We start from the raw sequence: 25,033 nt of genomic DNA, 5'->3' as shown, positions 1-25,033 counted from the left end.
TGCGAGTTTACTTTTTGCACAGGACGGGGTTCGGCGGACGGTTACAATTGGTTCTACCGCCGTACAAAGAAAATACGGGAAACGGAGCTAAAGAGCCTCAACGCCTCCGTTTTCATCCACTCGAATCTTGGGTTGGTAACCATAAGAACTGACTAAGCGATCTAATAATGCACGACGGTCCGGTTTCTCAACAACTCCAAAGAAGAAGTCCCGCTGTTGTTCCATTGACCAACTGTTCATTTCATCCGCCAAAGCCTTCTCGATGGTATCCTTGCCGGCATCGATCAGAACCGTCGCTGCGGGCAGACCGAGTGGTGGCCCTTGACGGGTAACAAAGATAATCTCTTTGCCGATACAACTCCAAGCCGGGGCCAGTAAAGAAGTATCGTCCAACGCCCTTAACGCCAGTTCGTAAATGGCATGGGCTTTGTCAAGATGCCATTGTGGATGCGATGCGTTCTCGATCACTTTCTCAATATCGGTTCCCTGGTACATCCGATCTTCTAGTCGCATTACTCTAACGTCCTAAGTGAGGCATGAAAATATTTCGCCATTCTTTGGAGAGATAAAAGGTGTCAGGACTCTTTATTCCTCCCGGTCGGCGACTCCGACTGGACCAATCAACCGCTCGCCGCGTGAACCTAGATTCCACCCTCCGCCCCCACGGCAGGCCGAAGAAAGCGAAGGACTCTCAAAACAAAGAGTCCTGATACCTTTTTTCTCGTCGAAGGTCACCTGCACGCGTTTGGCCCCGCAAATCAAATTCGGATTGGTACTGCCACCCTGCTTGCACAGGATGATCGCATTGGAGCGGAGGTGATCCGAGGCGTTGTCGTCGCCAGAGAAGTGGCACATGACCATCCAAGTCTCCCCATTTAGCGTCCATTGTCCCGCCATCGTCAGGCTACCCACTCCATCACAAACGGCCAGGGCAGGGCAAAGGAAGAAAGCGGCCAACATCAACGGAACGAGCGTCAACTTAAAAACCGGTTTCGACATCGCATCTCCCTAGCTGCCTGTTGAAAAATGCCCTCGTGGCAATACCGTTCGGCACGCCATTTGCGCATTCAAATTAATTCCATTTCGCCGTGCCACATTGGCAGGGCGAAGCTTGGTTTCAACCTTGGATGCAGTGACATTTTATCGTGCGGAAGCCTTCAAAAAAACGGAAATCGGCGACCCCGCCTGCTAGCGCCGACGACCAGCAACCGATCCGTGTGCAAGGCCTAAAGTACTTCGCCAAGCTGCGGCCGCTAATGGCCCAACTTCATGACGAGGGGACAGCTCGCGATGCCGCTGGCAATCGCACGCTGCACTTCGATCAGTATTGTCTACTGGTGCTGCTTTACGTTTTGAACCCCGGCATTTCTAGTCTGCGAGCGCTTTCGCAGGCAAGCGAACTGACCAAGGTTCAGGCGAAGCTTGGCAACGAGAAAGCGTCGCTTGGCTCGCTTTCCGAAAGTGCTCGGCTGTTCGATCCGGAACGATTGAAAGCCATTATCGGACTGCTGACCGAGCAGGTTCAAGCCGGAAAACTCGACGCCAAAGCGGCGAAGTTCGCCCAGGGGCTCATCGCCGTTGACGGTAGCGTGGTGAACGCGTTGCCGTCGATCATGGCCGCGACGCTGCTGAAGCAGACGACCGGTTCGGCCGTTGTGCGTTGGCGACTGCACACGCACTTCGAGGTCGCCAGCTTCACGCCGCAATCGATCACCGTGACGCCTAACGGCGGCGGCGAAAACGACGAGCGGGCGGTGCTGGCGCGTTCGCTGGAGGCGGACAAGATTTATGCGATGGATCGTGGTTACGCCAAGTTCAAACTGCTCAACGCGATCGATCAGCGCGGCAGCAGCTATCTCTGTCGCCTGCGCGACAACTCGAAGTACGACGTGCTCGAAGAACATCCGCTGACCGATGGCGATCGAGCCGCAGGCGTGCTGAGCGATCAGACCGTTCTGCTTGGCAAGACGAGCAAGAAGGAAGATCGCCCCGATCATCTGGTTCGACTTGTCTGCGTGAAGTGCACGCCGCACAAAAATCGAACTGGCGGCAAGGTGAAAGGTTCGAAGGCGCCCAGCAGCGACGGCGTGCTGCGAATCGCGACGAACATGCCGTTCGCCCCNGCCGAAATNATNNCGATNNTNTANTCNTANCGCTGGACGGTCGAAATCTTCTTCCGCTTCTACAAGCAACTGATGGGTGGCGCGCANCTGATNAGTCACAGCAAAAANGGNATCGAGATTCAGGTTTACTGCGCGATGATCGCCTGCCTGTTGATCCACCTGTGGATCGGCGGCAAGCCNAGCAAACGGACGTTCGAGATGATCGGCTACTACTTCACCGGCCTGGCCAACGAAGCGGAGATGCTGGCCCACATCGCCAAGATCCGAAAGCAAGCCGCCGCGACAGCGAAGAAAAAATCGTAGCAGGCAGTAAGGAGTCCGCCGTCGAAGCGGTCTCTCGGTTGATGCTGCGCAGGTGGAAAATGGAACGGCAGCTTGCACGGTCCAGCAGCGGGGCGAAAATGCGTGAAGAGATCGAAGCGGGATCAAATCTGTTTATGCCGACTGGGCGTGCCGAACAGTATTGCCCTCGTGGCATTTTCCAACCTCGCCAGGCTCAGAGCATAGCTCTTCGCGGCTCGCTGGCGGTGGGGCAAACGTTTCAGAACCGAGCGATCCAACCGACAGTCTTGCACGAAAACAGGAGCCTCTGATTCGCTACCGCGCCCCGTGCAGAAAAAAACGAAGTTTTTTACTTGCCTTCAGAGCAACCCCAAATAGCTATACAGCCACCGCCCCCAAGGCCCCCTGCATGACGTTGCATGGCCTATTTCCCCTGGTTTGGTCGGGGAACCTGCCATTCAGCCCGCAAAAGCTCGATACCCCGCTGAGTCTGGTAATCGATCCCCCCTCGGCGCCCGGGTGCAAAAACCTCCGTCGACTGAATATATTCTGCTCTCATCTCCCCTCTCAGGTGGAATGTGCTCATTTTTTTCTTTTCACCCCTATTCTTTTTCTGGATATCAGCATGCGAGACAACATCGCTCGGAGACCAGGTTTTACCTTGGTCGAACTGCTCGTCGTGATCGCCATTATCGGCGTCTTGATCGCCCTGTTATTGCCGGCCGTGCAGCAGGCCCGCGAGGCGGCTCGGCGGATGCAGTGCAACAACAACCTGAAGCAGCTTGGTCTGGCCTTCCACAACTATCATGACACCTACGGCAACCTGCCGCCGATGTACATTCAGATCACGCCCAGCGTCGACAACATCGGGCACTGGTCGTGGTCGGCCTTCATCTTGCCATTCATGGAACAGGGGAACACCTACGACGCCCTCTCGCCCAACACGCAAAACCCGTCGGACGTGATCGTCGCCAATCAGCAGGTATTTCAGAACGTCAACCAGCCTTTCCGCTGCCCGTCGGCCCCAGGTCCTGACTTTCATGATCCCGGCGTCGACCCTGGCTACGCGATCTCCAACAGCAGCGGCAGCGGCAACTACGGCTTGGGGCTGACCAACTACGTCGTCTCGGTCAACATCGCCAACGTGCGGCAAAAGAAGGCGACCAATCTGACCCAGGGAACAACCGGCAACATCGGCCCGTTCTACCGCGACAGCAACACCGGCTTCCGCGACTTTACCGATGGTTTGAGCAACACCTTCTTGGTGGGCGAACGTTCGTGGATCAGCGGCGGCGTTCGGATGTCGGCCGGAACGCTCTACGCGGTTCGCGACAAAGACGCGCTCGGTCCTTCGGCACAAGACTCAGGCAACGTTTACTGGAACCAAGGGGTGATGACGATCGCCGGTTCGGTGCGCTATCCGATGAACGTGGCCCTAACCGGCGCCAACGGCGAGCGGAGCATGGCCTTCAGCAGCCAACACCCGGGCGGTTGCCAGTTCCTGTTTGGCGACGGTTCGTGCCATTTCATCTCGGACACGATCGATCTGAGCAACGATGGCGCTTGGACGACCAACAGCACGCTGGAGCGATTGGTTGGTATGGCGGATGGCGACGTGGTTGGGGAGTTCTAATGATGCGAGCGATGACAACTTTGATTTTGACGGCGTCGGTAGCCGTTTGCTTCGTCGGCTGCAGCGGCAATGGCAATACGCCGCCGCTGGGTGAGGTGTCTGGCCACGTCACGCTAAACGGCGCGCCCCTCGATGGCGCGACGGTAGAGTTCGACCCAGAAAATGGTCGACCATCGATCGGCGTAACCGACGCTGACGGCAACTATACGCTGCAGTTCCGGGCCGGCGCCTCCGGCGCTCTCGTCGGCAAACATTCGGTCCGCATCCGGTCGCAGCGCAGCGCCAGCGGCGGCGAAGGATCGGAAGCGGCGGTCGCTGCCCGTAGTGAGACAGTGCCGTCAGAGTACAACGACGATACGAACCTTTCGGCCGAAGTGAAGTCGGGCAGCAACACGTTTGACTTCAACCTGGAAGGGAAGCGGAGCAAGCGAGCCGCGGCTGGGGCGTAAGCAAGCCCGGCGCAATAAGTCGAAACGAACCGATCGCGTGGTGACGCTGATGCGTCGCCACGCGTTTTTTTTATTGGCGGACGCTTTCCCTCGCTTGTTCTGGCGCAGGCTCTTGCGGCGTCTTCGCCGGATGAGCATGTCCCTGGCCTGTTCTATGCGTATCGAAGCCATGCTTATCCCGCGTGCGACGCGGCAAAAGCATGGCGCCAATTCGTCGAGAACCACGACGCGAATAAGCGGGGCGCGAGCGTCTACTTGTTTTCAATGCGGTAAAGGGCCTGTTCGGTTCGCAGTAGAATTGCATCGCCGTCGATGCCGTAGCTCGATAGGGCCCGCTCTTTCAAGTCGTTCTTGGCGACTTCTTCGTATTCTGCTCCTGCCTTGGCGACGGTCGTCATTCCCTTTTCGTCGAGCATGTAGATCAGCTCGCCGGCGGCTACCAGCGACGACGAGAAATTACCGCCGATTCGTTCTTTCCAGCGGACGTCGCCGGTCGCTCCGTCTAGGCAAGACAAGATGCCGTTGTCGGAGATCATGTAGATTGCATCGCCGATCGCGACCGGCGAAGGGTTGTATGGCACATTGCGGTCGACGATGAACTCGACATGCGTGTCGGTGACGTCTCCCTGACCAGTCGGGCGAATCGCGACCAGGCTCGAACGATCGTAGCCGGTGCAAACGTAAAGCAGCCCGTTGGCGAAAATCGGCCGCGGGACGATCGAGTAACCTTCTTCGTAAGAGACTCGCCAGATCTCTTTGCCGCTGTTCGGATCAAGCGCCATCACGGCGCCGCTGCCTTGCGAGATCAACTGCGGCTGGCCGTCGACTTCGATCAAGAGCGGCGTGCTGAAAGTAAAGTACTTGGGCAGGTCGGGCACATTGCGAGGCGTTTGCCACGCGACCTGGCCCGTTTTCTTATCAAGCGCGATTACCTCTTGCTTGTCCTGTCCATCGATCCCAAAGATCAACTTGTCGCCGAACAAGATCGGCGAGCCGCCGTTGCCATGGATCGGGCGATAGCGATGATCTTGCGTCTGCCAGACGATTTTGCCATCGCGCTTTTGCAGACAGGCGGTCCCCATGTGGCCAAAGTGAACGTAGACGAAATCGCCTTCGAGGATTGGCGTGGCGCTGGCGTGGCTGTTTTTGGAATGAATCTTCGGTGCGGTCGCGCCTTCCTGCTGGAAGATCTCGACGTCCCACACGATCTCGCCAGAGGCGGCGTCCAGGCACAAAGCCCGCAGCGACTGATCCGCCTTCCTCTCTTCCGACTGCGGCACGGCGGTCGTCAGGTAGATCTGCCCGGCCGAGACGACCGGCGACGACCAACCGACGCCTGGCAACTCTTTCCGCCAGGTGATGTTGGTCTCGGCGTTCCACTCGGTCGGCAACTTCGCGTCGGCGACGATGCCTTGCGCGGTCGGTCCGCGGAACTGCGTCCACTGGGCCGGCGACTGGGCGACGACATGGCTGCCAACGAAACCCAGGAGAACCAACGCGGCGAACAGGCGAGAGAGATTCATGGCAGTTTGTGCGCGAAAGGAGGGAAGGGAGGTGGAGGGGAGCGCTTAAATGTAGTTTCGCGTCGAGAGGGAAGCAAGCGAAACGAACATGGACAGACTAATGGGTGCCGTTGCCACGTCTGCGTGGCAATGAATGTGGCCGGATAATTTGTTTACCGCCGCTAGACCTGCAGCTTCCTATTCCGAACCGTCTCTGAGGTCTTGCCGAGACGGGATAGCAAACGCAATCATTGCCACGCAGACGTGGCAACGGCACCCCTTGCGCGTTACGCGTTCCAACTGGCGGCAAGGTTCGTCAGCCACTCGGCCGGGGCTTTTCCTTGGGCGACGATCACGACGCGGCGGTCGGTTTCGCCGGTGACGAAGATTTCGATCTCGACGTAACTGCGCGGCATGCAGCCGACGACGCGGTCGGCCCATTCGACGAAGGTGATCCCGTCGGAGTTGAAGTATTCTTCGGGACCGAGCTCCAGGAACTCGTCGTCATCTTTGATTCGGTAGGCGTCCATGTGATAGAGCTGCCGCTTGGCGTCGTACTCTTGCACCAACACAAACGTCGGGCTGATCACCGTTTGCGGGTCGATGTCGCAGGCGGCGGCGATCGCTTTGACCAACCGCGTCTTGCCGGCGCCGAGCGTCCCCAGCAGCGCCACGGTCGTGCCGTCCGGCAGCAGTTGGGCCAGCAGTCGACCGAGCCGATCGGTGTCGGCCTCGGAGGAGAGCGTCAGTTCCTGTTGTCGCGTGCCGACGTCGTTCATGCGTGCAAAAATCCTTGCGGCTGTAATCGCCGTCCACCCACATGATCGGCCCAAATCCCTTCGCCGGCAACAAGGGTTCCGATCGCCGTGACCGCGGTTCCAGCGATTCCCTCGGCGACCAGCCGGGCCGCGGTCTCCGGCGAGGCGGTAAACAGCAGTTCAAAGTCTTCGCCATCGGCCAGCGCGTGCTCAAGCGGCGTCTTGCCGGTCGTATCGGCCAACTGCGCCGCGGCGGCCGATGTCGGAATCGCCGGCAAGTCGAGGATCGCCGCGAGATCACTTTCTTTGAGCAGCCGAGACAGGTCAAGCAGCAGCCCGTCGCTGATATCCATCGCGGCGGTCGCCAGGCGGTCGAGGGACAACTTGCGGCCTTCGTGAACGCGCGGCGTGAAATCGAAATGACTACCGAGGATACTGCCGCCCAACTGGCCAGTCACCAGCAGCAGATCGCCCGGCTTGGCGCCGCTACGCACCAACGGCGGCGCTTCTCCACAAGCGCCAAACGCAGTGACGCTGATCGCCAGTGGTCCGTTCCAGCTGTTGGTGTCGCCGCCGGCGATGATGCAGTCGAACTGCTCGGCAAGCGGGATCATCCCTTCGTAGAGCTGCGTCGCCAGCTGTAGAGTTGTGCCGTGAGGCGGATTGCGGGGCAATAGCAGCGACACGACCACGGCGATCGACTCGGCGCCCATCGCAGCCAGATCGCTGAGATTGATCGCCAGGCTCTTGCGGCCAATGCGGCGAGGATCGACTTCGACCAGGAGAAAGTCGACCTGGTCCGAGATCAGATCGGTCGTCACGACCAGGTCATCCCGATCGCGCCAATCGAGCAAGGCCGCGTCGTCCCCCAGGCCGATTCGCAAGCGAGGATTGCCGACCAGCGTGCTGCGCAGATGTTGAATCAGTTCCGGTTCCATGCGTCGTATTATCGCGATTCGCGGCAAACAGCGTTAGTCGTCAGAAACGCGGAGATAGCGGTCGAACCGCTGCTTTAGGTTCGAGATCAGGTCGGTCGTCCACCAATCGTGAAACCCGCCTGACTCTTCGCGGTACGCTTCGTCCTCTTGGGCGATCGCCGCTTGCAGAAACAGGGCGACGTCCGGATCGGTCGTCTGCTTCGCCCAGGCGCCGATCTTGGCGGCGGCGGTGGCGTGATCGTTGATCTCACCGAGCCGATCCTGCACTTTCTCGAAGTAAGGATAGAGCTCTTCGCGAAAGCCGGACTCAAACGCGGCCGCCATCAGTTCCATCGCATACCGCAGCCGTTTCGCTTCGATCCGCAGCTGATGCAGCGTATCGGGCGCGGCGAGCGTTTGCTCGGCCTGGTAAAAGAACTGCAGCACGATCGGATCGAGGAAGAGCGGCCCGATCTTTTCAAGCGTCTCTTCAGCGCCAGTATCTCGCCACCGCATCCGCGGCACGAACCCCTCGAACTTTTGCGGCAGTCGTTTGCGGCTGGCCCACTCGGCGGTCTCGACCAGGGGCGCTTGCGCCTCTTTGCGCAGCGACTGCAGATACTTGAGCGTCCGCTGGGTCGACGCTTTTTGTCCCTTGTTCTTTTGCGCGGCGATCCGCTCGATCAACACGTCGAGGTCCCGGGCGTCACCGGCGGCGCGGCGAATCTTCTTGAGTCGCTTCCGCAGCTTCTCGCTCCGCCGCATCGGGGCGAGCGGCTGAAACAGCTCAAGCGCCGCTTGCGAACGGCGAACCGAGACCCGCAGTTGATGCACGTACTCGATGTTCTCGTCGGACCGCTTCGCCGCCAGCGGCAGATAATAGGCGACCAAGCCCAGACGCTCGCCGAGCGCAGTCTGGGCAACTTCGGAGATCAACGCGTTTGGTTTCACCCCGTCCAGCCATTTCGCTTTTTTGATCGTCAACGTGCCGACGCCCCCGCACTTGCATTGGCCGAAGCTGGTTTTCCTACGCAAACGACGACTTCCAAGTCGAAGACCTTTTCAAAGAACTCGGCCCGGCTCCGCGCGGCCCAAACGTCAACCTCGGCGTCTCCTTGGGCGGTCAGGCTTAGCTTGACCTGCGACGAGGCGACTTCCGCGCTGACCGCTTTGACGTGCTGACTGTGACTGCGATCGAGCGCGCCGGCCAACCGCAAGATCGAAGCGAGCGCCCGGACGCGATCCTGATCTTCGGGCGCCAGCCGGGTAAAGTTGCGATGCCTTCGCTTGGGGTTCGAGCCGCGATGATAGCGGGCCACATTGGCGACCAGCTCTAGCTCGTGCCGCGACAGCCCCGGCAGTTGACTGTTGAGAATCAGGTTGTAACTGTGCTTGTGATGCTTTTCGTAGTTGATCAGGTACCCAACGTCTTGCAGCACCGCCGAGGCGTAGATCAACCGTACGTCGGCCGGCGACAGCTTCAGCGGCTCGGCCAGTTGCTGGTACAACTCGACCGCCAGGTTAGCCACATGCAACGTGTGGGGCATGTCGACGCCGCAGCTCTTGGCGAAAAACTCCATCGCCTCTTTCGCCTGCTCGTCCGACACCCGCGAATCGTCGGTGGCGTCGATCATCGAAATGATCAACCCGTCGCGGATGCCGCGGTCGTGCACATGCAGCACGTTGACTTCCAGGCGAGCCATCATCCGCTCGATCACGATCAAGCCGGCGACGATGATGTCGGCCCGATCAGCGCTGAGCCCCGCCACGCTGCGGCGCTGCTTCATGTTCTTTTTCTTCAGGTCGTCCAGCAGGTGACTGACGTCGGCGTGCGTGATGCGATAACCCCATTCGGGCTGACCGACTTCTCCCTTTTGCGCCATCATCATGGCGGCCAGCGTCGTGAAGGTGCCGCCGGTGCCGTACATCGCGTGTGGGGTGAACGGCTTCTTCTTGACCGTCTTTTTCAGCTCTTTGTCGATCTCCTCGGTCATCCGCATGTAGTCTTCGGGCTGCTCGACCAGCGCCATGGGGGGCGCGTAAAGTTCGGTCATGCGGACCGCGCCTAAATTCGTGGCGAAGATCTGATCGACGTGCCCGGCCGAAGCCAGGATGATCTCGGTGCTGCCGCCGCCAATGTCGGCGATCGCGATGTTGCGGTCGGTGATGTCAAACGCCCGGGCGACGCTCAAGAAGGCGAGTTGCCCTTCCTGCTCGGCTGAAATGACGTCGATTTCGAGCCCCACGTCTTCGCGGGCGCGCTCGCAGAACTCGGCGCCATTTTTCGCTTCCCGCACGGCGCAGGTGGCGATCGTCTTGATCACGCTGACGTCAAAGCCAGCGGCGATCTTCTTGAAGCGGCGCAGCGCGTCGAGCGACTCCTGAATCGACTCTTCGTCCAGCCGCCCGGTCGAACTGACGCTGCGGGCCAAGCGGGTCGACTGACGCTCTTCGTCCAAGACGCGATAGTCGGGGCCAGGGGTCACCTGGGCGACGACCAGTCGCAAGCTGTTCGAGCCAATGTCGATGGCGGCTAGTTTGTTGCCTGGGGAGAGTCGCAGATCGGAAGGCGTGTCAACGATTTTCTTCATGCGGCGGCGCTTTATCCTTTCGCGGCGTCAGCGATCGGCGATAATTCGAGAAAAGCAAACAAGTTCCTTCGCTTAAGATAACAAATTCGGGAAACATTCTCGATGACTAAAATTGCGCGCGTCGGCTATCTGAGCAAGCCGAATCGCGGTGCTGGGAACAATGCTCCTCATATTGCCCCCACATTGGATGAAAGTCGCCCATGCTTCCGCGAAGATTGATCGTCATGCGTCACGCCAAAAGCGCTTGGCCCCAAGGTCTTGACGATCGCAGCCGCCCACTGAATGGTCGCGGAAGAGCCGCCGCGCCGCGAGTGGCGGCCGAACTGAACAGTCGCGGCTGGACGCCAGAGATCGTCGTTTCGAGCGACGCCCAACGAACCATGGAAACCTGGGAGTTAATGAAGGACCACTTCTCGCCAACGCCCCAGGTGGTATTCGATCCCAGTCTCTACCTCAGCGGCTACACCGAGGTGGTCAGCCTGGCGATTCAGATGCCCGACACATGCCAGTCGGCCCTCTTTTTGGGACACAACCCAGGCTGGGAATTGCTGGCCAGTCAGTTGGCCGGCGACTCCCTCGAAATGGCTACCGGCGTAGCGGTGCTGTTTCAGACCGAGTCCGACAGCTGGAAATCGGCGTTCGCGGCCAAAGAGTGGGAGCTAGTGTCGGCGGTTCGCCCCCGCGAACTCGAATAGGGGAATCTATTCGGGCGCAAACAACTGATTTCCGAGGGGGTTTCACCCATATTTCAATTGCAGTTTTTCCCAAAAAGGAGTAAAATCGGCTCTCACCTTCCTCAATACCGCCGTGAACTTTTACGGTAGGTCCAGCCCGCCCCTAATAAGCGAAGCTATGAGCCGATCCCAGCTTTTCGTGGCGTTTTCCTGCTCCCTGGCCCTGATCGCGGCGCCCAGCTTGGGCCATGCCGAAGAGGCGGTTGACGCCCCGCAGATCAGTAAAGAGCAGGCCGCCTTCTTCGAAAACGACATCCGCCCGCTTCTGGTCCGCCGCTGCTTTGAGTGCCACAGCGAAGAGGCGGAGAAGGGGGGACTGCGTCTCGACTCTCGCGGCGCGATGCTGTCGGGCGGCGAAAGCGGCGCGGCGATTGAGCCTCACCAGCCCGAAACCAGCTTGCTGATCGAAGCGATTAATTACGAAAGCTACGAGATGCCGCCGGCCGGCAAGCTGCCTGAGCAAGAGATCGCCCTGCTTGCCAAGTGGGTGAAGATGGGCGCCCCGTGGCCCGGCGGCAATGACGCGCAAGTCCGGACCGCCGCCAAAGACAAAATCACCGAAGAAGATCGCCACTACTGGGCGTTTCAACCGCTGGCCGACGTCGATCCGCCGCAAGTTGACGAAGCCCGCTGGAACCGCAACCCGATCGATCGCTTCATCCGCCAGCAGCAAATCGCCAATGGCGTCACCCCCAATCAGAAGGCGGGCAAACGGACGCTGTTGCGCCGCGTCTGTTTTGACCTGACTGGTTTGCCGCCGACGCCGGAGCAGGCCGAAGCGTTCCTGGCCGACGACTCGCCCGACGCGTACGAAAAGCTGGTCGATTCGCTGCTCGATAGCGTTCATTTTGGCGAGCGGATGGCGACCCATTGGCTCGATCTGGTTCGCTACGCCGAATCGGACGGATACCGCCAAGACGCCTATCGTCCCCATGCCTGGCGGTATCGCGACTACGTCATCAACAGCTTTAACCAAGACAAGCCGTACGACCAATTCGTCCTAGAGCAGTTGGCCGGCGATGAAGTCGCCCCTGACAATCCCGATGCGATTGTGGCGACCGGGTTTCTACGGCACTGGATTTACGAGTACAACCAGCGCGACGTTCGCACCCAGTGGCAAATCATTCTGAACGACATCACCGATACCACCAGCGACGTTTTCCTGGGGGTCGGGATGGGCTGCGCCAAGTGCCACGATCATAAGTTTGATCCGCTGCTGCAGCGCGACTATTTCCAATTGCAGGCCTTCTTCACGCCGATCTTGCCGCGTGACGACGTGCCGGCCGCGTCGCCGGAAGAGTTGGCCAAGTACAACGCCGCCCTCGCCAAGTGGGAAGAAGAAACCCGCGAGCTTCGGGCGAAGATCGACGAGATGGAAAAGAAGCCGATCGCCGGCGCCATCAAAAAGCAAACCGAGATGTTCCCCGACGACATCCAGGTCATGATGAACAAGCCGGAAGCCGAGCGGACGCCGTTTGAGCAGCAGCTGGTCGACATGGCCTACAACCAGGTCGAACGCGAGATCCGCAGCCGTCGCGGCAACGTTGGCGACGACAAACGAAAAGAAGAGTACAAGAAGCTGAAAGAAGAGCTGGCGAAGTTCAAAAAGCCGGCTGATTTTCCGAGGGTCTATTCGGTCAGCGACGTCGGTCCGCAAGCCCCGCCGACCTACATCACCGGTAAGGAACGTCTGGGCGAAATCGCGCCCGACTTCCTGACGGTGCTCGACGCTTCGCCCGTCTCGATCGAGTCGAAGCCGCAGTCGACCGGCCGCCGGTCGGAACTGGCCCGCTGGATCAACAGCAAGGACAACGCCCTGGCCAGCCGCGTGATCGCCAATCGCCTCTGGCAATGGTGCTTCAGCCGCGGACTGGTCGAAACGCCCAACGACTTCGGTAACCTCGGCACGCCGCCGTCCCATCCCGATCTGCTCGATTGGATGTCGCAAGAGTTCATCGATCAGCATCGCAGTATGAAGTCGATGATTCGCCTGTTGGTGACCAGCGAGACCTACCAGTTGGCCTCGACCCGTAACCCGGAGTCGGACAAGCTCGACCTCGATAACAATACCTACTGGCGCAGCCAGGTCCGTCGTTTGTCGGCCGAACAGGTCCGCGACGCCATGTTGGCCGCTTCGGGCAAGCTAAGCTCAAGCACCGGCGGGGCCAGCGTCAGCGGCGGCACGCCTCGCCGCAGCGTCTACATGAAGGTGGTTCGCAACAACCGCGACTCGCTGATGGACGCGTTTGACTTCCCCGAACGGTTCACCAGCTCGGCGACTCGCAATACCACCACCACGCCCACCCAATCGTTGCTGCTGATCAATGGCGGCTTTCCGCTGCAACAGGCCAGCGGCATGGCCTCCGCCATTCGCAAAGAGGGGAAGACGAGCGAAGACCGCATCCGCGCCGCCTACATGCGGGCCTTCAGTCGTGAGCCTTCGCCGGCCGAATTGGAAGCGGCCCAGGAGTTCATCGCCCAGCAACTGCGGATCGCCCAAGAGAGCAGCGCCAAAGAAAGACCACTGGCGATCGCTCCGCTGCAAGGAACCGACCGCAACGGGGTTCGCCTGAACCCGTCAGCCGAAATCTCGCAGTTGTCGGCGAACCTGCCCGACTTGACCGGCGCGTCGTTCTCAGTCGAAACGATTGTTCAACTTGACTCGCTCTATGACGACGCGTCGGTTCGCACGATCGCGTCGCAATGGACCGGCGCCAACAGCCAACCTGGCTGGAACTTCGGCGTGACCAGCAAGAAGTCGGCCTACACGCCGCGGAACCTGATTATGCAGCTGGTCGGCGCCAACTCGCTGGACCAAACCGTTTACGAAGTGGTCCCCTCCGGGATTCGCTTTGAGCTGGGTCGTCCCTACTATGCCTGCGTGCAGTATGTGCTGGACGACACCGGCGCCGCCGAAGTCTGGTTCTTTGTACAGGACCTTTCGACCGAAAACGCCCCGCTGAAAACGGCGGTGGTCAAGACCGAGATCATCGCCGGCATCCGCAACGAGTATCCGCTGGTGATCGGCGGACGAACCGGAACCAAGAGCAGCGCCTTTGACGGGCTCGTCGCCGAGGTTCGCGTCGCCCCCGCCGCTTTGAGCGAACAGCAACTGCTGATTCAACCGATTGACGACGTCGACGAGGTGCTCGGCCACTGGAAGCTCAATCGGCCGACCGGTTCGCTCCGTTCGCTCGAAGGGGGAGTCGATCTCACCTCCGGCGATGCGGCGATCAACTCCGACAACGCCGCCTGGGTCGACTTCTGTCATATCCTGCTTAATTCCAACGAATTCCTTTACGTGCCATAAGCCCATGCCATCGACCGTTTGCCAACAACATGGCGTCCCGCATCACGAGCAAGTCATTGATCGTCGTCAAGCGCTGCTGCGCACCGGCGCTGGGTTCGGTTCGCTCGCCCTCTCGTGGATGATGGCGCAGGAAAGCCGCGCCGCCCACGGCGGTTTGGACGAGAGCAACCAGATGGCGCATGTCGCGCCGCGGGCCAAGAACGTCATCTTCCTCTTCATGGAAGGGGGCCCCAGCCACATCGACTTGTTCGATCCGAAGCCAACATTGAACAAGCTGCATGGGCAGCAATTGCCTAGCTCGTTTAAGAAGGTGATCCTGGCGATGGGGGAAGGGAAAGCGCCCCTCTACGGCTCGCCCCGCAAGTGGAAACAGCATGGCGAGAGCGGCCTCTGGATTTCGGAATGGTTGCCCCACATCGCCGAGCATGCCGACGACCTGGCCGTGATTCGCTCGTGCCATAGCGACGGCATCAACCATGCCGGCGGAGTCTGCCAGATGAACACCGGCGCCATCATCGGCGGCCGGCCTTCGCTCGGCAGCTGGGTCAGCTATGGTCTGGGAACCGAAAACGAAAACCTGCCCGCCTTCGTGGTGCTGCAAGACAACAATGGCACGCCGGTTAACGGCCCGCGCAACTGGGGCACCGCCTTCATGCCGGCCGTCTACCAAGGGACGCGGTTCCATCCTGGCGAAACGCCGATTCGCAATCTCGAGAATCCCAAAGGGATCACCGACCCGCGGCAACAGTCGAAGCTCGCCTACCTGAACCAGATGAACCAAGGCTTCGCCCACGAGCATCCGGGTCAAAGCGAACTGGACGCCCGAATCAAGAGCTACGAACTCGCCTTCCGCATGCAGGTGCACGCTCCCGAAGCGATCGACCTGACGCAAGAGACCGAAGAGACCAAACAGCTGTACGGCATGGATGACAAAGCGACCGAAACGTTCGGCCGCAACTGTCTCTTGGCCCGCCGGCTGGTCGAACGAGGCGTTCGCTTCGTCCAGCTGTATCATGGCACCGGCAGCAAGTGGGACGCTCACAACAACATTGAAAAAAACCACTCCACCAACTGCCGCTCGTCCGACAAACCGGTCGCCGGCCTGTTGGCCGACCTGAAGCGTCGCGGGCTACTCGACGACACCCTGGTCGTTTGGGGCGGTGAGTTTGGCCGCACCCCGATGAGCGAACAGGGGAACGGTCGCGACCATAACCCGTCCGGCTTCACCATGTGGTTCGCCGGCGGCGGCGTTCGCGGCGGTCAGACGATCGGCTCGACCGACGAAATCGGCCTGCACGCCGTCGAAGACCGGATGCACGTCCACTCGCTGCACGCATCGATCCTCTACCTGATGGGTCTGGACAACATGAAGCTGACCTACTTCCACAAAGGCCGCCCCGAACGCCCGACGGTGAACGAAGGGGAAATGAACATGAAGTTGGTCACGGGGTAGTCCCGCGCTAGAAGCAACCAACTTGGCGCCATGCTCTTGCGGCGTCTTCGCCGGATTAGCATGGCTTGGCCTCTCTGTTGATACGGAAAACATGCTCATTTCGCGAAGACGCGAAAAGAGCATGGATCGATACATCTCCCCCAGGCAAAGAAACGCCTCAAAAAAACTTCCCTACAAGCGGCGTCTATCGGCCCGTCCACGAGACATAGCGGACGCCATCTTCACCCTAGCCCCATCTTGTCCCTCTCTAGGCGCCAGTTGGCGATTTCACTCCTCGACGATTACCCACGCCAGCGCAAATAATCGGGAAGCGGCCGGGCGGAAATCGCTCCCCTGAGGCCGTGATCTGACCATCTTGTGAGCGATACCAAGACGATATCCGAGGGGCGCAGCATGGCGCACAACGTTTGTTTGATTGAAGGGGACGGCATCGGTCCCGAAATTACCGCCGCCGTGAAACGCATCATCGAAGCCGCCGGCGTGTCGATCGATTGGCGCCCGGTTCTGGCCGGCGTATCGGCGGTCGAAAAGGCGGGCACACCGCTGCCGCCGGAGACGATTCTCGCCATCAAAGAGACCAAGGTCGCCCTCAAAGGTCCGCTCGCCACGGCGATTGGCAAAGGCTTTCGCAGCGTGAACGTTGGCCTGCGGCAAGAGCTGCAGTTGTACGCCAACTTCCGCCCGGCCCGCACCATCCCCGGCGTGAAGACCCGTTTTGAAGAAGTCGATCTGATCGTTATTCGCGAAAACACCGAAGGCCTCTATAGCGGCCTGGAACATACGGTCGTGCCCGGCGTCGTCGAAAGCCTCCGCGTGATCAGCGAAAAGGCGTCCCGCCGCATTGCGATCTTCGCCTTCGAGACCGCCCGCAAGTACAACCGCAAGACGGTGACCTGCGTCCACAAGGCGAACATCCTGAAGCTAAGCGACGGGCTGTTCCTGGACACCGTCAACGAGGTCGCAAAAGACTATCCCGACATCGAGCTGAACGACTGCATCATCGACGCCGCCGCCATGAAGTTGGTGATGGACCCGACGCAGTTTGAAGTGCTGGTGATGGAAAACCTGTTCGGCGACATCGTCTCGGACCTGGCCAGCGGTCTGGTCGGCGGCCTGGGGGTCACCCCCAGCGGCAACTACGGCGCCGACGTGGCCATCTTCGAAGCGGTCCACGGCACCGCGCCTGACATCGCCGGCAAAGACCTGGCCAACCCGACCGCGTTGCTGCTAAGCGCCACCATGATGCTGAAGCACCTGGGCGAAATGGACGCGGCTGATCGGATGGAAGGCGCGTTATTGTCGGTACTGCAAAACCCCGAAACGCGGACCGGCGACCTGGGCGGAAAGCTGTCGACTTCGCAGTTTGCCGATACGGTGGCCGAAGCCTGTGCGGTGGGAAGCTCGGGCTAAGCTTCGCTTCACGCGAGATACACAAAGGGCGTCCTGTTGGGACGCCCTTTTTTGTTTCGAACACCGCTCTACTGGCGCCGTTGCCACGCAGACGTGGCAACGGCGCCCACGATCGCGAATCGCGAATCGCAACGATTCCAACTTTTCCGACTGGTCACCCCTTCTCCCGCGTCTACAACGCCACCAGAAGTCAACGACGCGTCATGACAAACCCGTTTGCTGAAAATCGCTCGCGTTCCTATTCAGGTGCGGGCCCTCAACCCCTTTCCAGGAGCTTAACTCATGCGTGCTTTCCAATGGATTCTCGCTTCCACGATGCTGCTCGCCGTCGCTACTTTCGTGCAGCCGGTCAATGCGGCCGACAAAGCGGACAAGGATATCGTCGACACCGCGGTCGCCGCAGGTCAGTTTGAGACCCTCGTAACGGCAGTCAAAGCAGCTGGTTTGGTCGACGCGCTGAAGAGCGACGGGCCGTTTACCGTTTTCGCTCCGACCGACGAAGCGTTTGCGAAGCTACCGAAAGGTACTGTCGAGAGCCTGCTGAAAGATAAAGAGAAGCTGGCCACAATCTTGAAGTACCATGTCGTCGCCGGCAAGGTGATGGCGGCCGACGCGGCCAAGCTCGACTCGGCCGATACGCTGGCCGACAAGTCGCTGAAGATCAAAGCCAAAGATGGCGCCGTGATGATCAACAACGCCAAGGTGGTGAAGGCCGACATCGTCACCTCCAACGGCGTGATCCATGTGATCGACACCGTGCTGATTCCGGAATAGTTCTTTGTGGAGAGTTTGCCCCGATCGACTCGCAGCTGGAACCGTTCTGGAGGGGACGCGAAAGTAGCGACGATGGGGGCGAACTTTTTTTATGCGGTACAATAGAGGGCGACTGGTTCGCCCTCTTTTTTTATAACTGCCATGTCACATCAGGTCTTTCAAGAGCGTAGCGAAATCCCGACGCCAGTCGAAGTCGCCTTCGCTTGGCATTGCCGCGAAGGAGCGCTGACGCGATTGACCCCTCCTTGGGAAGCGGTCACCGTCGAGAAGTACGAGTCCGGCCTGGCGCCCGGCTCGCAGGCTGTGCTGAAAACCAAGCTCGGCCCGATCCCGCTCACCTGGCTGGCCGAGCATCGCGAGTTTGTTGAGAACGAACTCTTCAGCGATGTACAGCTGTCTGGCCCTTTCGCGCATTGGGAACATGAGCATCGCTTCGGCCAGATCGACGCCGATCACTGCTATCTGGAAGACCACGTTGAGTATTCGGTACCCGGCGGCGCCATCGGAAAAATGTTGGGCGGATCGTTTGTCGCAGAAAAGTTGGAGCGAATGTTTCGCTACCGGCACGCGACGCTGCTGGCCGATCTGGCCGCACACCAGCCCTATTTGCAACAGGACGCCATGAAGATCGCAATCACCGGGGCCTCGGGCATGGTCGGCAAACAACTGTCGGCCTTTCTTTCTACCGGCGGTCACGAAGTTATCCCCGTCACGCGCAGTCCAAACAAAGAGGGCGTCTACTGGAACTACAAGCAAGGAGAGATCGACGCCGCCTCGCTGACCGGCGTTGATGCGGTCGTGCATTTGGCTGGCGAAAGCATCGCAGACGGCCGCTGGACCGAAGAGAAGAAAGCGCAGATCCGCGACTCCCGGGTCGACGGCGCCACCTTTCTCGCCAGCGAACTCGCCAAGCTGCCAACGCCGCCGCAGACGTTCGTCTGCGCATCGGCGATCGGTTACTACGGCGACTCCGGCGATGAAATCGTCGATGAGCAAAGTATCGCTGGCGAAGGCTTTCTGCCCGATGTGTGTCGCGCGTGGGAATTGGCGTGTGAGCCAGCGGCTTTGGCTGGTATTCGCGTCGTCAACACGCGACTTGGCTTGGTTCTCAGCCCGCAGGGCGGGGCGCTCGCGAAGATGTTGACGCCGTTCAAGCTAGGCGTTGGCGGCGTGATTGGCAGCGGAAAGCAGTACTGGAGCTGGATCACGATTGACGACGTGATCGGCGGAATCCACCACTGCTTAATGAACGAGTCGCTCTCTGGTCCGGTCAACCTGACGGCGCCCGATCCGGCCACCAATCGCGAGTTCACCAAGACGCTCGGCCGCGTGCTGCATCGCCCGACCGTTCTGCCGGTGCCCGAGTTCGCCGCGAAAATGGCGATGGGCGAAATGGCGAACGATTTGCTGTTGGCCAGCAGCCGCGTGATGCCAACGCGGCTGCGCGAAACCGGTTACCAGTTTCGCGATCCTGAGCTAGAGCCGGCGCTGCGCCGCCTGCTTGGCATGTAACGCCCACTCTGTATTGCCATCAAGAGACGCATCAACGTGGAAGTTTTTCCGAAGCTACGCCTGACTAACTGCAACGACGCTCCCATCAATGACAATGGGGATTTCGTTCTCTATTGGATGATCGCCAATCGGCGAACGCGCTTCAATTTCAGTCTGCAGCGGGCGGTCGACTGGGCGGCGGACTTGAGGAAGCCGCTGGTGATTTTGGAGGCGCTGCGGATCGACTATCCGTGGGCCAGCCGCCGGTTGCACAGATTTGCGCTGCAGGGGATGGGAGACAATGCCGAGGCGATTAAGCCCACGCCGGCCCTCTATTATCCGTACGTTGAGCCCAACAAAGACGCCGATCACGGGCTGCTCGCCGCCCTGGCCAAACAATCGTGCGTGATTGTGACTGACGACTTTCCCTGTTTCTTCCTAGCGCGGATGGTGCGGGCCGTGTCGCGGATGGTCGACGTCAAGCTAGAGTCAATTGACTCGAACGGCCTGTTGCCGATGCGGGCCGGCGACAAGACGTTCACCGTCGCTCACAGCTTCCGCCGCTTTCTGCACCACAATCTGCGCGACTACCTGCCGGAGTTTCCCGACGAAGATCCGCTCGCCGCCGCCAAGATCCCTAAGGCCCAGGCGAATCTGATAGCCGAAATTCAGAAGAAATACCCGCCGGCGTCCAAAGAGTTGCTGTCCGCCAACTCCAGTGCGCTCGATGACCTGCCGATCGACCAATCGGTGCGTGATTCGGTTCTTGTAGGCGGAGCGGCCGCCGCCGAGCGTACGCTCGCGACGTTTCTTGAGAGCAAGCTTGCCCGCTACGGCGACAAGCGGAACTCCCCCGAGGCCGACGTCGCCAGCGGACTGTCCCCTTATCTCCATTTCGGCCATATCTCGACCCATGACATTTTCTCGCGGCTGACCGCGCAAGAGAATTGGGACGTCTCAAAGCTGAGCGGCAAGGCGACCGGCTCGCGGGAAGGGTGGTGGAACATGTCGCCGAGCGCCGAGAGCTTCCTGGACGAACTGATCACTTGGCGCGAGATCGGCTACAACATGTGCTCGCGCGAGTCGAACTATGACCGCTACGAATCGCTGCCCGACTGGGCCCAAAAAACGCTGGCCGATCACGCGAACGACAAACGCCCTCACCTCTACAACCTCGAGCAACTGGCGAAGGGGAAAACCTACGACGAGCTTTGGAACGCCGCCCAAACGCAATTGGTCGTCGAAGGGCGGATGCACAACTATCTGCGGATGCTGTGGGCCAAGAAAATCTTGGAGTGGTCGCCGACGCCGCGCGAAGCGCTCGACGTGCTGATCAAGCTCAACAACAAGTACACGGTCGACGGGCGGAACCCAAATTCTTACAGCGGAATTTTTTGGTGCCTGGGGCGGTACGATCGGGCGTGGGGTCCCGAGCGGAAGATCTTTGGCAAAATTCGTTACATGAGCAGCGAAAATACGGCAAAGAAGATCCCGGTTCGGCGGTATATCGAAAACTACGCGCCTAATCGACTTTTCCGCTAACAGTCCGTTGATTTTCTCGACGGACTGCGTGATCGCATGGATGCGATCCCAAAATAGCGACGTAAGTCGTTATTTTGCGAGCCGCGAAGAGCTACGCTCTGAGCCTGGCGAGGCTGGAAAATGCCACGAGGGCATTTATGGGATGGCGACCGCAGATTTTCGGATGAACCTCCGCTCGGTCACGCTGACTAAGGTAAGATAGAAAGGCCCCGCCCGACATCATCGCTACAATCCTACCTCTCCAACCGATCGATCACCATGCTTCTGCGCTCTCTCCTTCCGGTCATCCTCGGCTCGGTTCTCACGGTCGCCGCCTACGGCGAAGACGCGACCTTCCCCGACTACGGCCTGTTGCCGAAGTCGGAAATCGGCGCCATCCGCTTCTTGAAAGACCATGCCGAAGCGGACGGCCGCGGCGTGACGGTCGCCGTCTTTGATACCGGCGTCGACCCTGGCGCCGTCGGTTTGCAAGAGACCCCCGACGGCCGGCCCAAGATTGTCGACATGGTCGACGCCTCGGGCAGCGGCGACGTCGATACCTCGACCGTTCGCGAAGCGAACGAGGGCGTGCTGGAAGGTCTGACCGGCCGCGAGCTGACGATCCCCAAGAAGTGGAAGAACCCCAGCGGCAAATTTCACCTGGGCATGAAGCGGGGCTACGATCTATTCCCTGGCGCCCTCGTCCGCCGTTTGAAGACCGAACGCAAGAAAGAGTGGGACGAAGCGTTCCGCGCCCAACAAGCCAAACTGAGCGACGAAATCGTCGCGTTCGAGTCGGCCCATCCCAAGCCCAGCGACGAACAACAAGAAGAACTCGACGAGCTGAAGACGCGGCAGAAGGAACTGGCCAAAGCGCATGGCGCCTGGGATGATCCCGGCCCGATCTACGACTGCGTCGTCTTTAACGACGGCAAAGCGTGGCGGGCGGTCCTCGACACCGACGAAGATGGCGACCTGGCCGACGAGAAGTTGATGACCAACTACCGGGCCAAACGGCAATACGCCACCTTCGACGACGAGGGGCTGCTCAACTACGCTCTGAACATCTACGACAAAGGGAACCTGCTCTCGGTCGTGACTGACTGCGGCACGCATGGCACCCACGTGGCCGGCATCATCGCCGCCTACCATCCTGATCACCCCGAGCAAAACGGCATCGCCCCGGGCGCCCAGATTGTGGCGGTCAAGATTGGCGATACGCGGGTGGGTTCCAACTCGCTGGGGACCGGCAAAACCCGCGGCATGCTGGCCGCGATCGAAAACAAGGTCGACCTGATCAACATGAGCTACGGCGGAGCGGCGCCGATTCCCAACCATGGCCCGCTGACCGACCTGCAGAACGAGATCGTTTACAAACATGGCATCATTTGGGTCGCCAGCGCCGGCAATGACGGCCCGGCGCTCACCACGGTCACCGCTCCCGGCGGAACGACCACGTCGATCATCGGCGTCGGCGCCTATGTTTCGCCCGAGCTGGCCGAGGTCAGCTATTCGCTCCGCGACAAGCTGGAGGAATTACCCTACACGTGGAGTTCCCGCGGGCCAACTTCCGATGGTGACCTGGGGGTCGACATTTGTGCTCCCGGCGGCGCGATCGCTCCGGTGTCGCAATGGGCGCTGACTCCCAAGCAATTGATGAACGGCACGTCGATGTCGTCTCCCAACGTTTGCGGCGGCCTGGCGATGCTCGTCTCAGCGCTGAAGCAGGACGAGATCCCGTATTCCCCCACCTTGGTGAAGCGAGCGATCCAGAACAGCGCCCGCGCGCTGCAAGATGGTAGCCCGTTTGCGATGGGGCAGGGTCTGTTGCAAGTTGACGCCGCCTACGATTGGTTGGCCGAACATGCCGAGCAGATCGACGCCCGTCTGCACTACGACGTGAAAGTGACGTCACGCAACAATGATCGCGGCATCTACTTGCGTGAGGCGGATGACCTGGCGACCACCCTGCAGGCGAAAATCGAGGTCGAGCCGCTCTTTCCGGAGGATGTCGCCAGCGCCGACAAGTCGTCGTTCGACATGAAGGTTCGCCTAGAGTGCGACGCCGACTGGGTCAAAACGCCCGAGGTCTTCTTCCTGGCGTATGGCGGCCGCGACTTTGAAATTGAAGTCGATCCGACGGTGCTGCCGCCGGGCGCCCACTTCACCGAGATCCGCGGTTACGATGCCGACAATCAGGCCGCCGGCGCCCTCTTTCGTCTGCCGATCACGGTGACGCAAACGGTCAAACTGAAGTCGAAAAACAGCTGGCAAGAGAAGCTGAAATCGACCGCCGGCCAAGTCGAGCGCCATTTTATTCAGGTTCCGGTCGGCGCCACTTGGGCCGATCTGAAAATCACCGCCGGCCAGTTCGACGGATCGCGGCTGATGATCGCCCATACCAAGCAGTTGCTGCCGCAAGAGGATAGCCGCAACGTCGAAGAGCGGTCTTACATGCGATTCGTCGAAGGGGAAGTCAAAAACGTCAGCTTCCCGGTCGCCGAAGGGCGCACGCTGGAAGTCTGCCTGGCCCACTGCTGGAACAGCCTGGGGGATGCCGACTTCGACTGCCAACTAACGTTCCATTCGCTCGATCCGATCAATCAGACGCTTGTCTTTGACGGGGTCGACTACGCCAAGCGAGTCGAAGTGATCGGGGCGTTCGGCCTAGAGCATCTAGGGCCGAAAGCGGAGCTATCGACCTGGCGCCGGGTGATCGAAGCGAAGAGGTCGGAGATTACGCCACTGTCGGCCGAACGCGATCTGCTGCCGAAAGAGCGACGCAACTACGCGTTGACGCTGACGTACGAATTTTCAATGCCGGAAGCGGGCAAAGTGAAGCCGCGGCCGTCGGTGATGTCGGACGACTCCGCCTTCGAGATCTGGTCAGGCCGACTCTGGATGATTTACGACAAGAACAAGCGGCAGATGGGGGTTGGCGTCTCGGGACGTTCGGCCAAGCTGCCGAAAGGGGACTACACGCTGCGGCTCTTCATGCGGCATTTCGATCGTGAGTCGCTCGAAAAGCTGGAAGGGATGCCGATCTTCCTCGATCAAGATCTGAAGTCGAAAGCGGCGCTGCCGGTGCGGCGAAGCTTTGATCAAGTGATGAGCGGATCAGGCCGACTGACCAGCCAGCGAATCGCCGACGGCGAACTGGAAGCGTTTTACCTGGGCCGTCCTTCCGAAAGTGCCTTGCCCAAGACGATCGGCCCGCGTGATCGCCTGTTGGGCAAGATCTACTTTGGCGCCGAGCAGAAGGATGTGGCGGGCGCAGGCCGTCGCCCCGGCGGGTTCGACCTGATCTATCTTCCCCCTCCGCCGGCGCCCAAAGAATCTACCTCTTCTAGCGACAAGCCGAAGGAGAAGACGCTCGAAGAAAAGCTGTTTGATCTGCAGGTGGCCGAGCTGGGCGTCTTGGCGAAAATGAAAGACAAAGAGCCGTTCCACCAACTGGCCGAAAAATTGTTGGAAGAAAGTCCCAACAATTTGGAAGTGTTGACGGCGCGTCTCCACATGCTCGATAGCGATGACCGCAAGCAGCATCTACCGCAAATCGTGAAGGCGGCCGACAAGGTGATCGCGCAGATTTCGCAGAACAAACTGGCTCGCTACTTCGGTCGCAAACATGACCCCAAGACCGACGAAGAAAAAGAGCGCAGCCGCGAGATGAACGAGCAGCGCGACATTCTGACCGACGCGCTGTATCGCAAGTGTCGCGCGATCGCCTACATGGACTTGCCCGACGAAACTGATCCCAATATCAAAAAGAGCCCCGCTGATCCCGAGAAACGGGAGGAGCTGTTCGAAAAGACCTATCAGCAGCTCGCCAGTTGGGTCGATACGACCGAAGAGAAATACGCCTTGGTGCATGATCGCCGCTTGCGACGCATGGACCGTCAGGGGGAAGCGCTGGAGCTGCTCAACAAGCTGATCAAGCGAGAGCCGACCAAGTTGATCCTCTACAAGAAGCGGTCTGACATTTACGGCGAACTGGGTTGGGACTTTCTGCAGAAGTATGAAAACCAATGGCGGCTGTTGCGCCGGAACGGCGACTACGCGCCGTTCTAATCCACCGCCGCGAT

General features: G+C 59.9%; 17 protein-coding genes and 1 pseudogene. 11 read left to right on the top strand and 7 right to left on the bottom strand.

Annotation, left to right across the window (positions count from 1 at the left end):
• Positions 1-87: 87 nt before the first annotated feature.
• Together Enr8_RS07990 and Enr8_RS07985 are read right to left on the bottom strand one after the other, a co-directional pair.
• A complete protein-coding gene (locus Enr8_RS07990; RefSeq protein ID WP_146430249.1) occupies positions 88-513 on the bottom strand; it encodes a hypothetical protein in 426 nt (141 codons plus the stop codon).
• Positions 514-585: 72 nt separating this feature from the next.
• Positions 586-999, bottom strand: a complete 414-nt coding sequence (locus Enr8_RS07985; RefSeq protein WP_146430247.1) for a hypothetical protein — start codon at positions 997-999, stop codon at positions 586-588.
• 212 nt (positions 1,000-1,211) lie between these two features.
• On the opposite strand from Enr8_RS07985, the pseudogene Enr8_RS07980 reads away from it, so the two are divergent.
• The 3 genes and pseudogenes from Enr8_RS07980 to Enr8_RS07970 form a co-directional block, all read left to right on the top strand.
• Positions 1,212-2,426: pseudogene (locus tag Enr8_RS07980) on the top strand (IS4 family transposase); the annotation flags it as partial.
• A 604-nt stretch (positions 2,427-3,030) separates the two neighbouring features.
• Positions 3,031-4,038, top strand: a complete 1,008-nt coding sequence (locus Enr8_RS07975; RefSeq protein ID WP_146430245.1) for a DUF1559 domain-containing protein — start codon at positions 3,031-3,033, stop codon at positions 4,036-4,038.
• An 11-nt stretch (positions 4,039-4,049) separates the two neighbouring features.
• Positions 4,050-4,487: a peptidase associated/transthyretin-like domain-containing protein gene (locus tag Enr8_RS07970; RefSeq protein WP_222434821.1), complete on the top strand. Its 438-nt coding sequence runs from the start codon at positions 4,050-4,052 to the stop codon at positions 4,485-4,487.
• Between the two features lie 251 nt (positions 4,488-4,738).
• Here the strand turns inward: Enr8_RS07970 and Enr8_RS07965 are convergent, their stop codons facing one another.
• From Enr8_RS07965 to Enr8_RS07945, 5 genes are all read right to left on the bottom strand, one after another.
• Positions 4,739-6,010, bottom strand: coding sequence for a PQQ-binding-like beta-propeller repeat protein (locus Enr8_RS07965; protein WP_146430241.1), 1,272 nt, complete (start codon positions 6,008-6,010; stop codon positions 4,739-4,741).
• Positions 6,011-6,276: 266 nt separating this feature from the next.
• Positions 6,277-6,768, bottom strand: a complete 492-nt coding sequence (gene tsaE, locus Enr8_RS07960; protein ID WP_146430239.1) for a tRNA (adenosine(37)-N6)-threonylcarbamoyltransferase complex ATPase subunit type 1 TsaE — start codon at positions 6,766-6,768, stop codon at positions 6,277-6,279.
• Positions 6,765-7,685: a thiamine-phosphate kinase gene (locus tag Enr8_RS07955; protein WP_146430237.1), complete on the bottom strand. Its 921-nt coding sequence runs from the start codon at positions 7,683-7,685 to the stop codon at positions 6,765-6,767. Before Enr8_RS07955 ends, tsaE begins: the two co-directional genes overlap by 4 nt.
• A gap of 33 nt (positions 7,686-7,718) precedes the next feature.
• Complete coding sequence (locus tag Enr8_RS07950) at positions 7,719-8,699, bottom strand: CHAD domain-containing protein (RefSeq protein WP_146430235.1); 981 nt, start codon at positions 8,697-8,699, stop codon at positions 7,719-7,721.
• Positions 8,645-10,255 carry a Ppx/GppA phosphatase family protein gene (locus tag Enr8_RS07945; protein ID WP_146430232.1) on the bottom strand — a complete coding sequence of 537 codons (1,611 nt, stop codon included), beginning with the start codon at positions 10,253-10,255 and terminating at the stop codon, positions 8,645-8,647. The genes Enr8_RS07950 and Enr8_RS07945 overlap by 55 nt, the downstream gene beginning before the upstream one ends.
• 224 nt (positions 10,256-10,479) lie before the next feature.
• On the opposite strand from Enr8_RS07945, the gene Enr8_RS07940 reads away from it, so the two are divergent.
• The 8 genes from Enr8_RS07940 (at position 10,480) to Enr8_RS07905 (ending at position 25,019) form a co-directional block, all read left to right on the top strand.
• On the top strand, positions 10,480-10,950 hold the full coding sequence (locus Enr8_RS07940; protein ID WP_186767510.1) for a SixA phosphatase family protein: 471 nt from the start codon (positions 10,480-10,482) through the stop codon (positions 10,948-10,950).
• 157 nt (positions 10,951-11,107) lie between these two features.
• The gene (locus tag Enr8_RS07935; RefSeq protein ID WP_146430227.1) at positions 11,108-14,299 is read left to right on the top strand and encodes a DUF1549 domain-containing protein; all 3,192 of its coding nucleotides are present in this window, start codon (positions 11,108-11,110) and stop codon (positions 14,297-14,299) included.
• Positions 14,300-14,303: 4 nt separating this feature from the next.
• Entirely contained in the window at positions 14,304-15,752 is a 1,449-nt protein-coding gene (locus Enr8_RS07930) for a DUF1501 domain-containing protein (RefSeq protein WP_146430225.1), read from the top strand.
• A gap of 393 nt (positions 15,753-16,145) precedes the next feature.
• Entirely contained in the window at positions 16,146-17,162 is a 1,017-nt protein-coding gene (locus tag Enr8_RS07925; protein WP_146430222.1) for an isocitrate/isopropylmalate dehydrogenase family protein, read from the top strand.
• Positions 17,163-17,444: 282 nt separating this feature from the next.
• A complete protein-coding gene (locus tag Enr8_RS07920) occupies positions 17,445-17,936 on the top strand; it encodes a fasciclin domain-containing protein (protein ID WP_146430220.1) in 492 nt (163 codons plus the stop codon).
• 141 nt (positions 17,937-18,077) lie between these two features.
• On the top strand, positions 18,078-19,448 hold the full coding sequence (locus Enr8_RS07915) for a TIGR01777 family oxidoreductase (RefSeq protein WP_146430218.1): 1,371 nt from the start codon (positions 18,078-18,080) through the stop codon (positions 19,446-19,448).
• A 36-nt stretch (positions 19,449-19,484) separates the two neighbouring features.
• Positions 19,485-20,969 (top strand): deoxyribodipyrimidine photolyase, encoded by a 1,485-nt coding sequence (locus Enr8_RS07910; protein ID WP_146430216.1) that lies wholly within the window; start codon positions 19,485-19,487, stop codon positions 20,967-20,969.
• 258 nt (positions 20,970-21,227) lie between these two features.
• Positions 21,228-25,019, top strand: a complete 3,792-nt coding sequence (locus Enr8_RS07905) for a S8 family serine peptidase (protein ID WP_146430214.1) — start codon at positions 21,228-21,230, stop codon at positions 25,017-25,019.
• The last annotated feature ends 14 nt before the right edge of the window (positions 25,020-25,033 follow it).

It is taken from the genome of Blastopirellula retiformator (assembly GCF_007859755.1).
GTDB lineage: Bacteria > Planctomycetota > Planctomycetia > Pirellulales > Pirellulaceae > Blastopirellula > Blastopirellula retiformator.
This window is presented reverse-complemented; position numbering and strand designations above follow the sequence as displayed.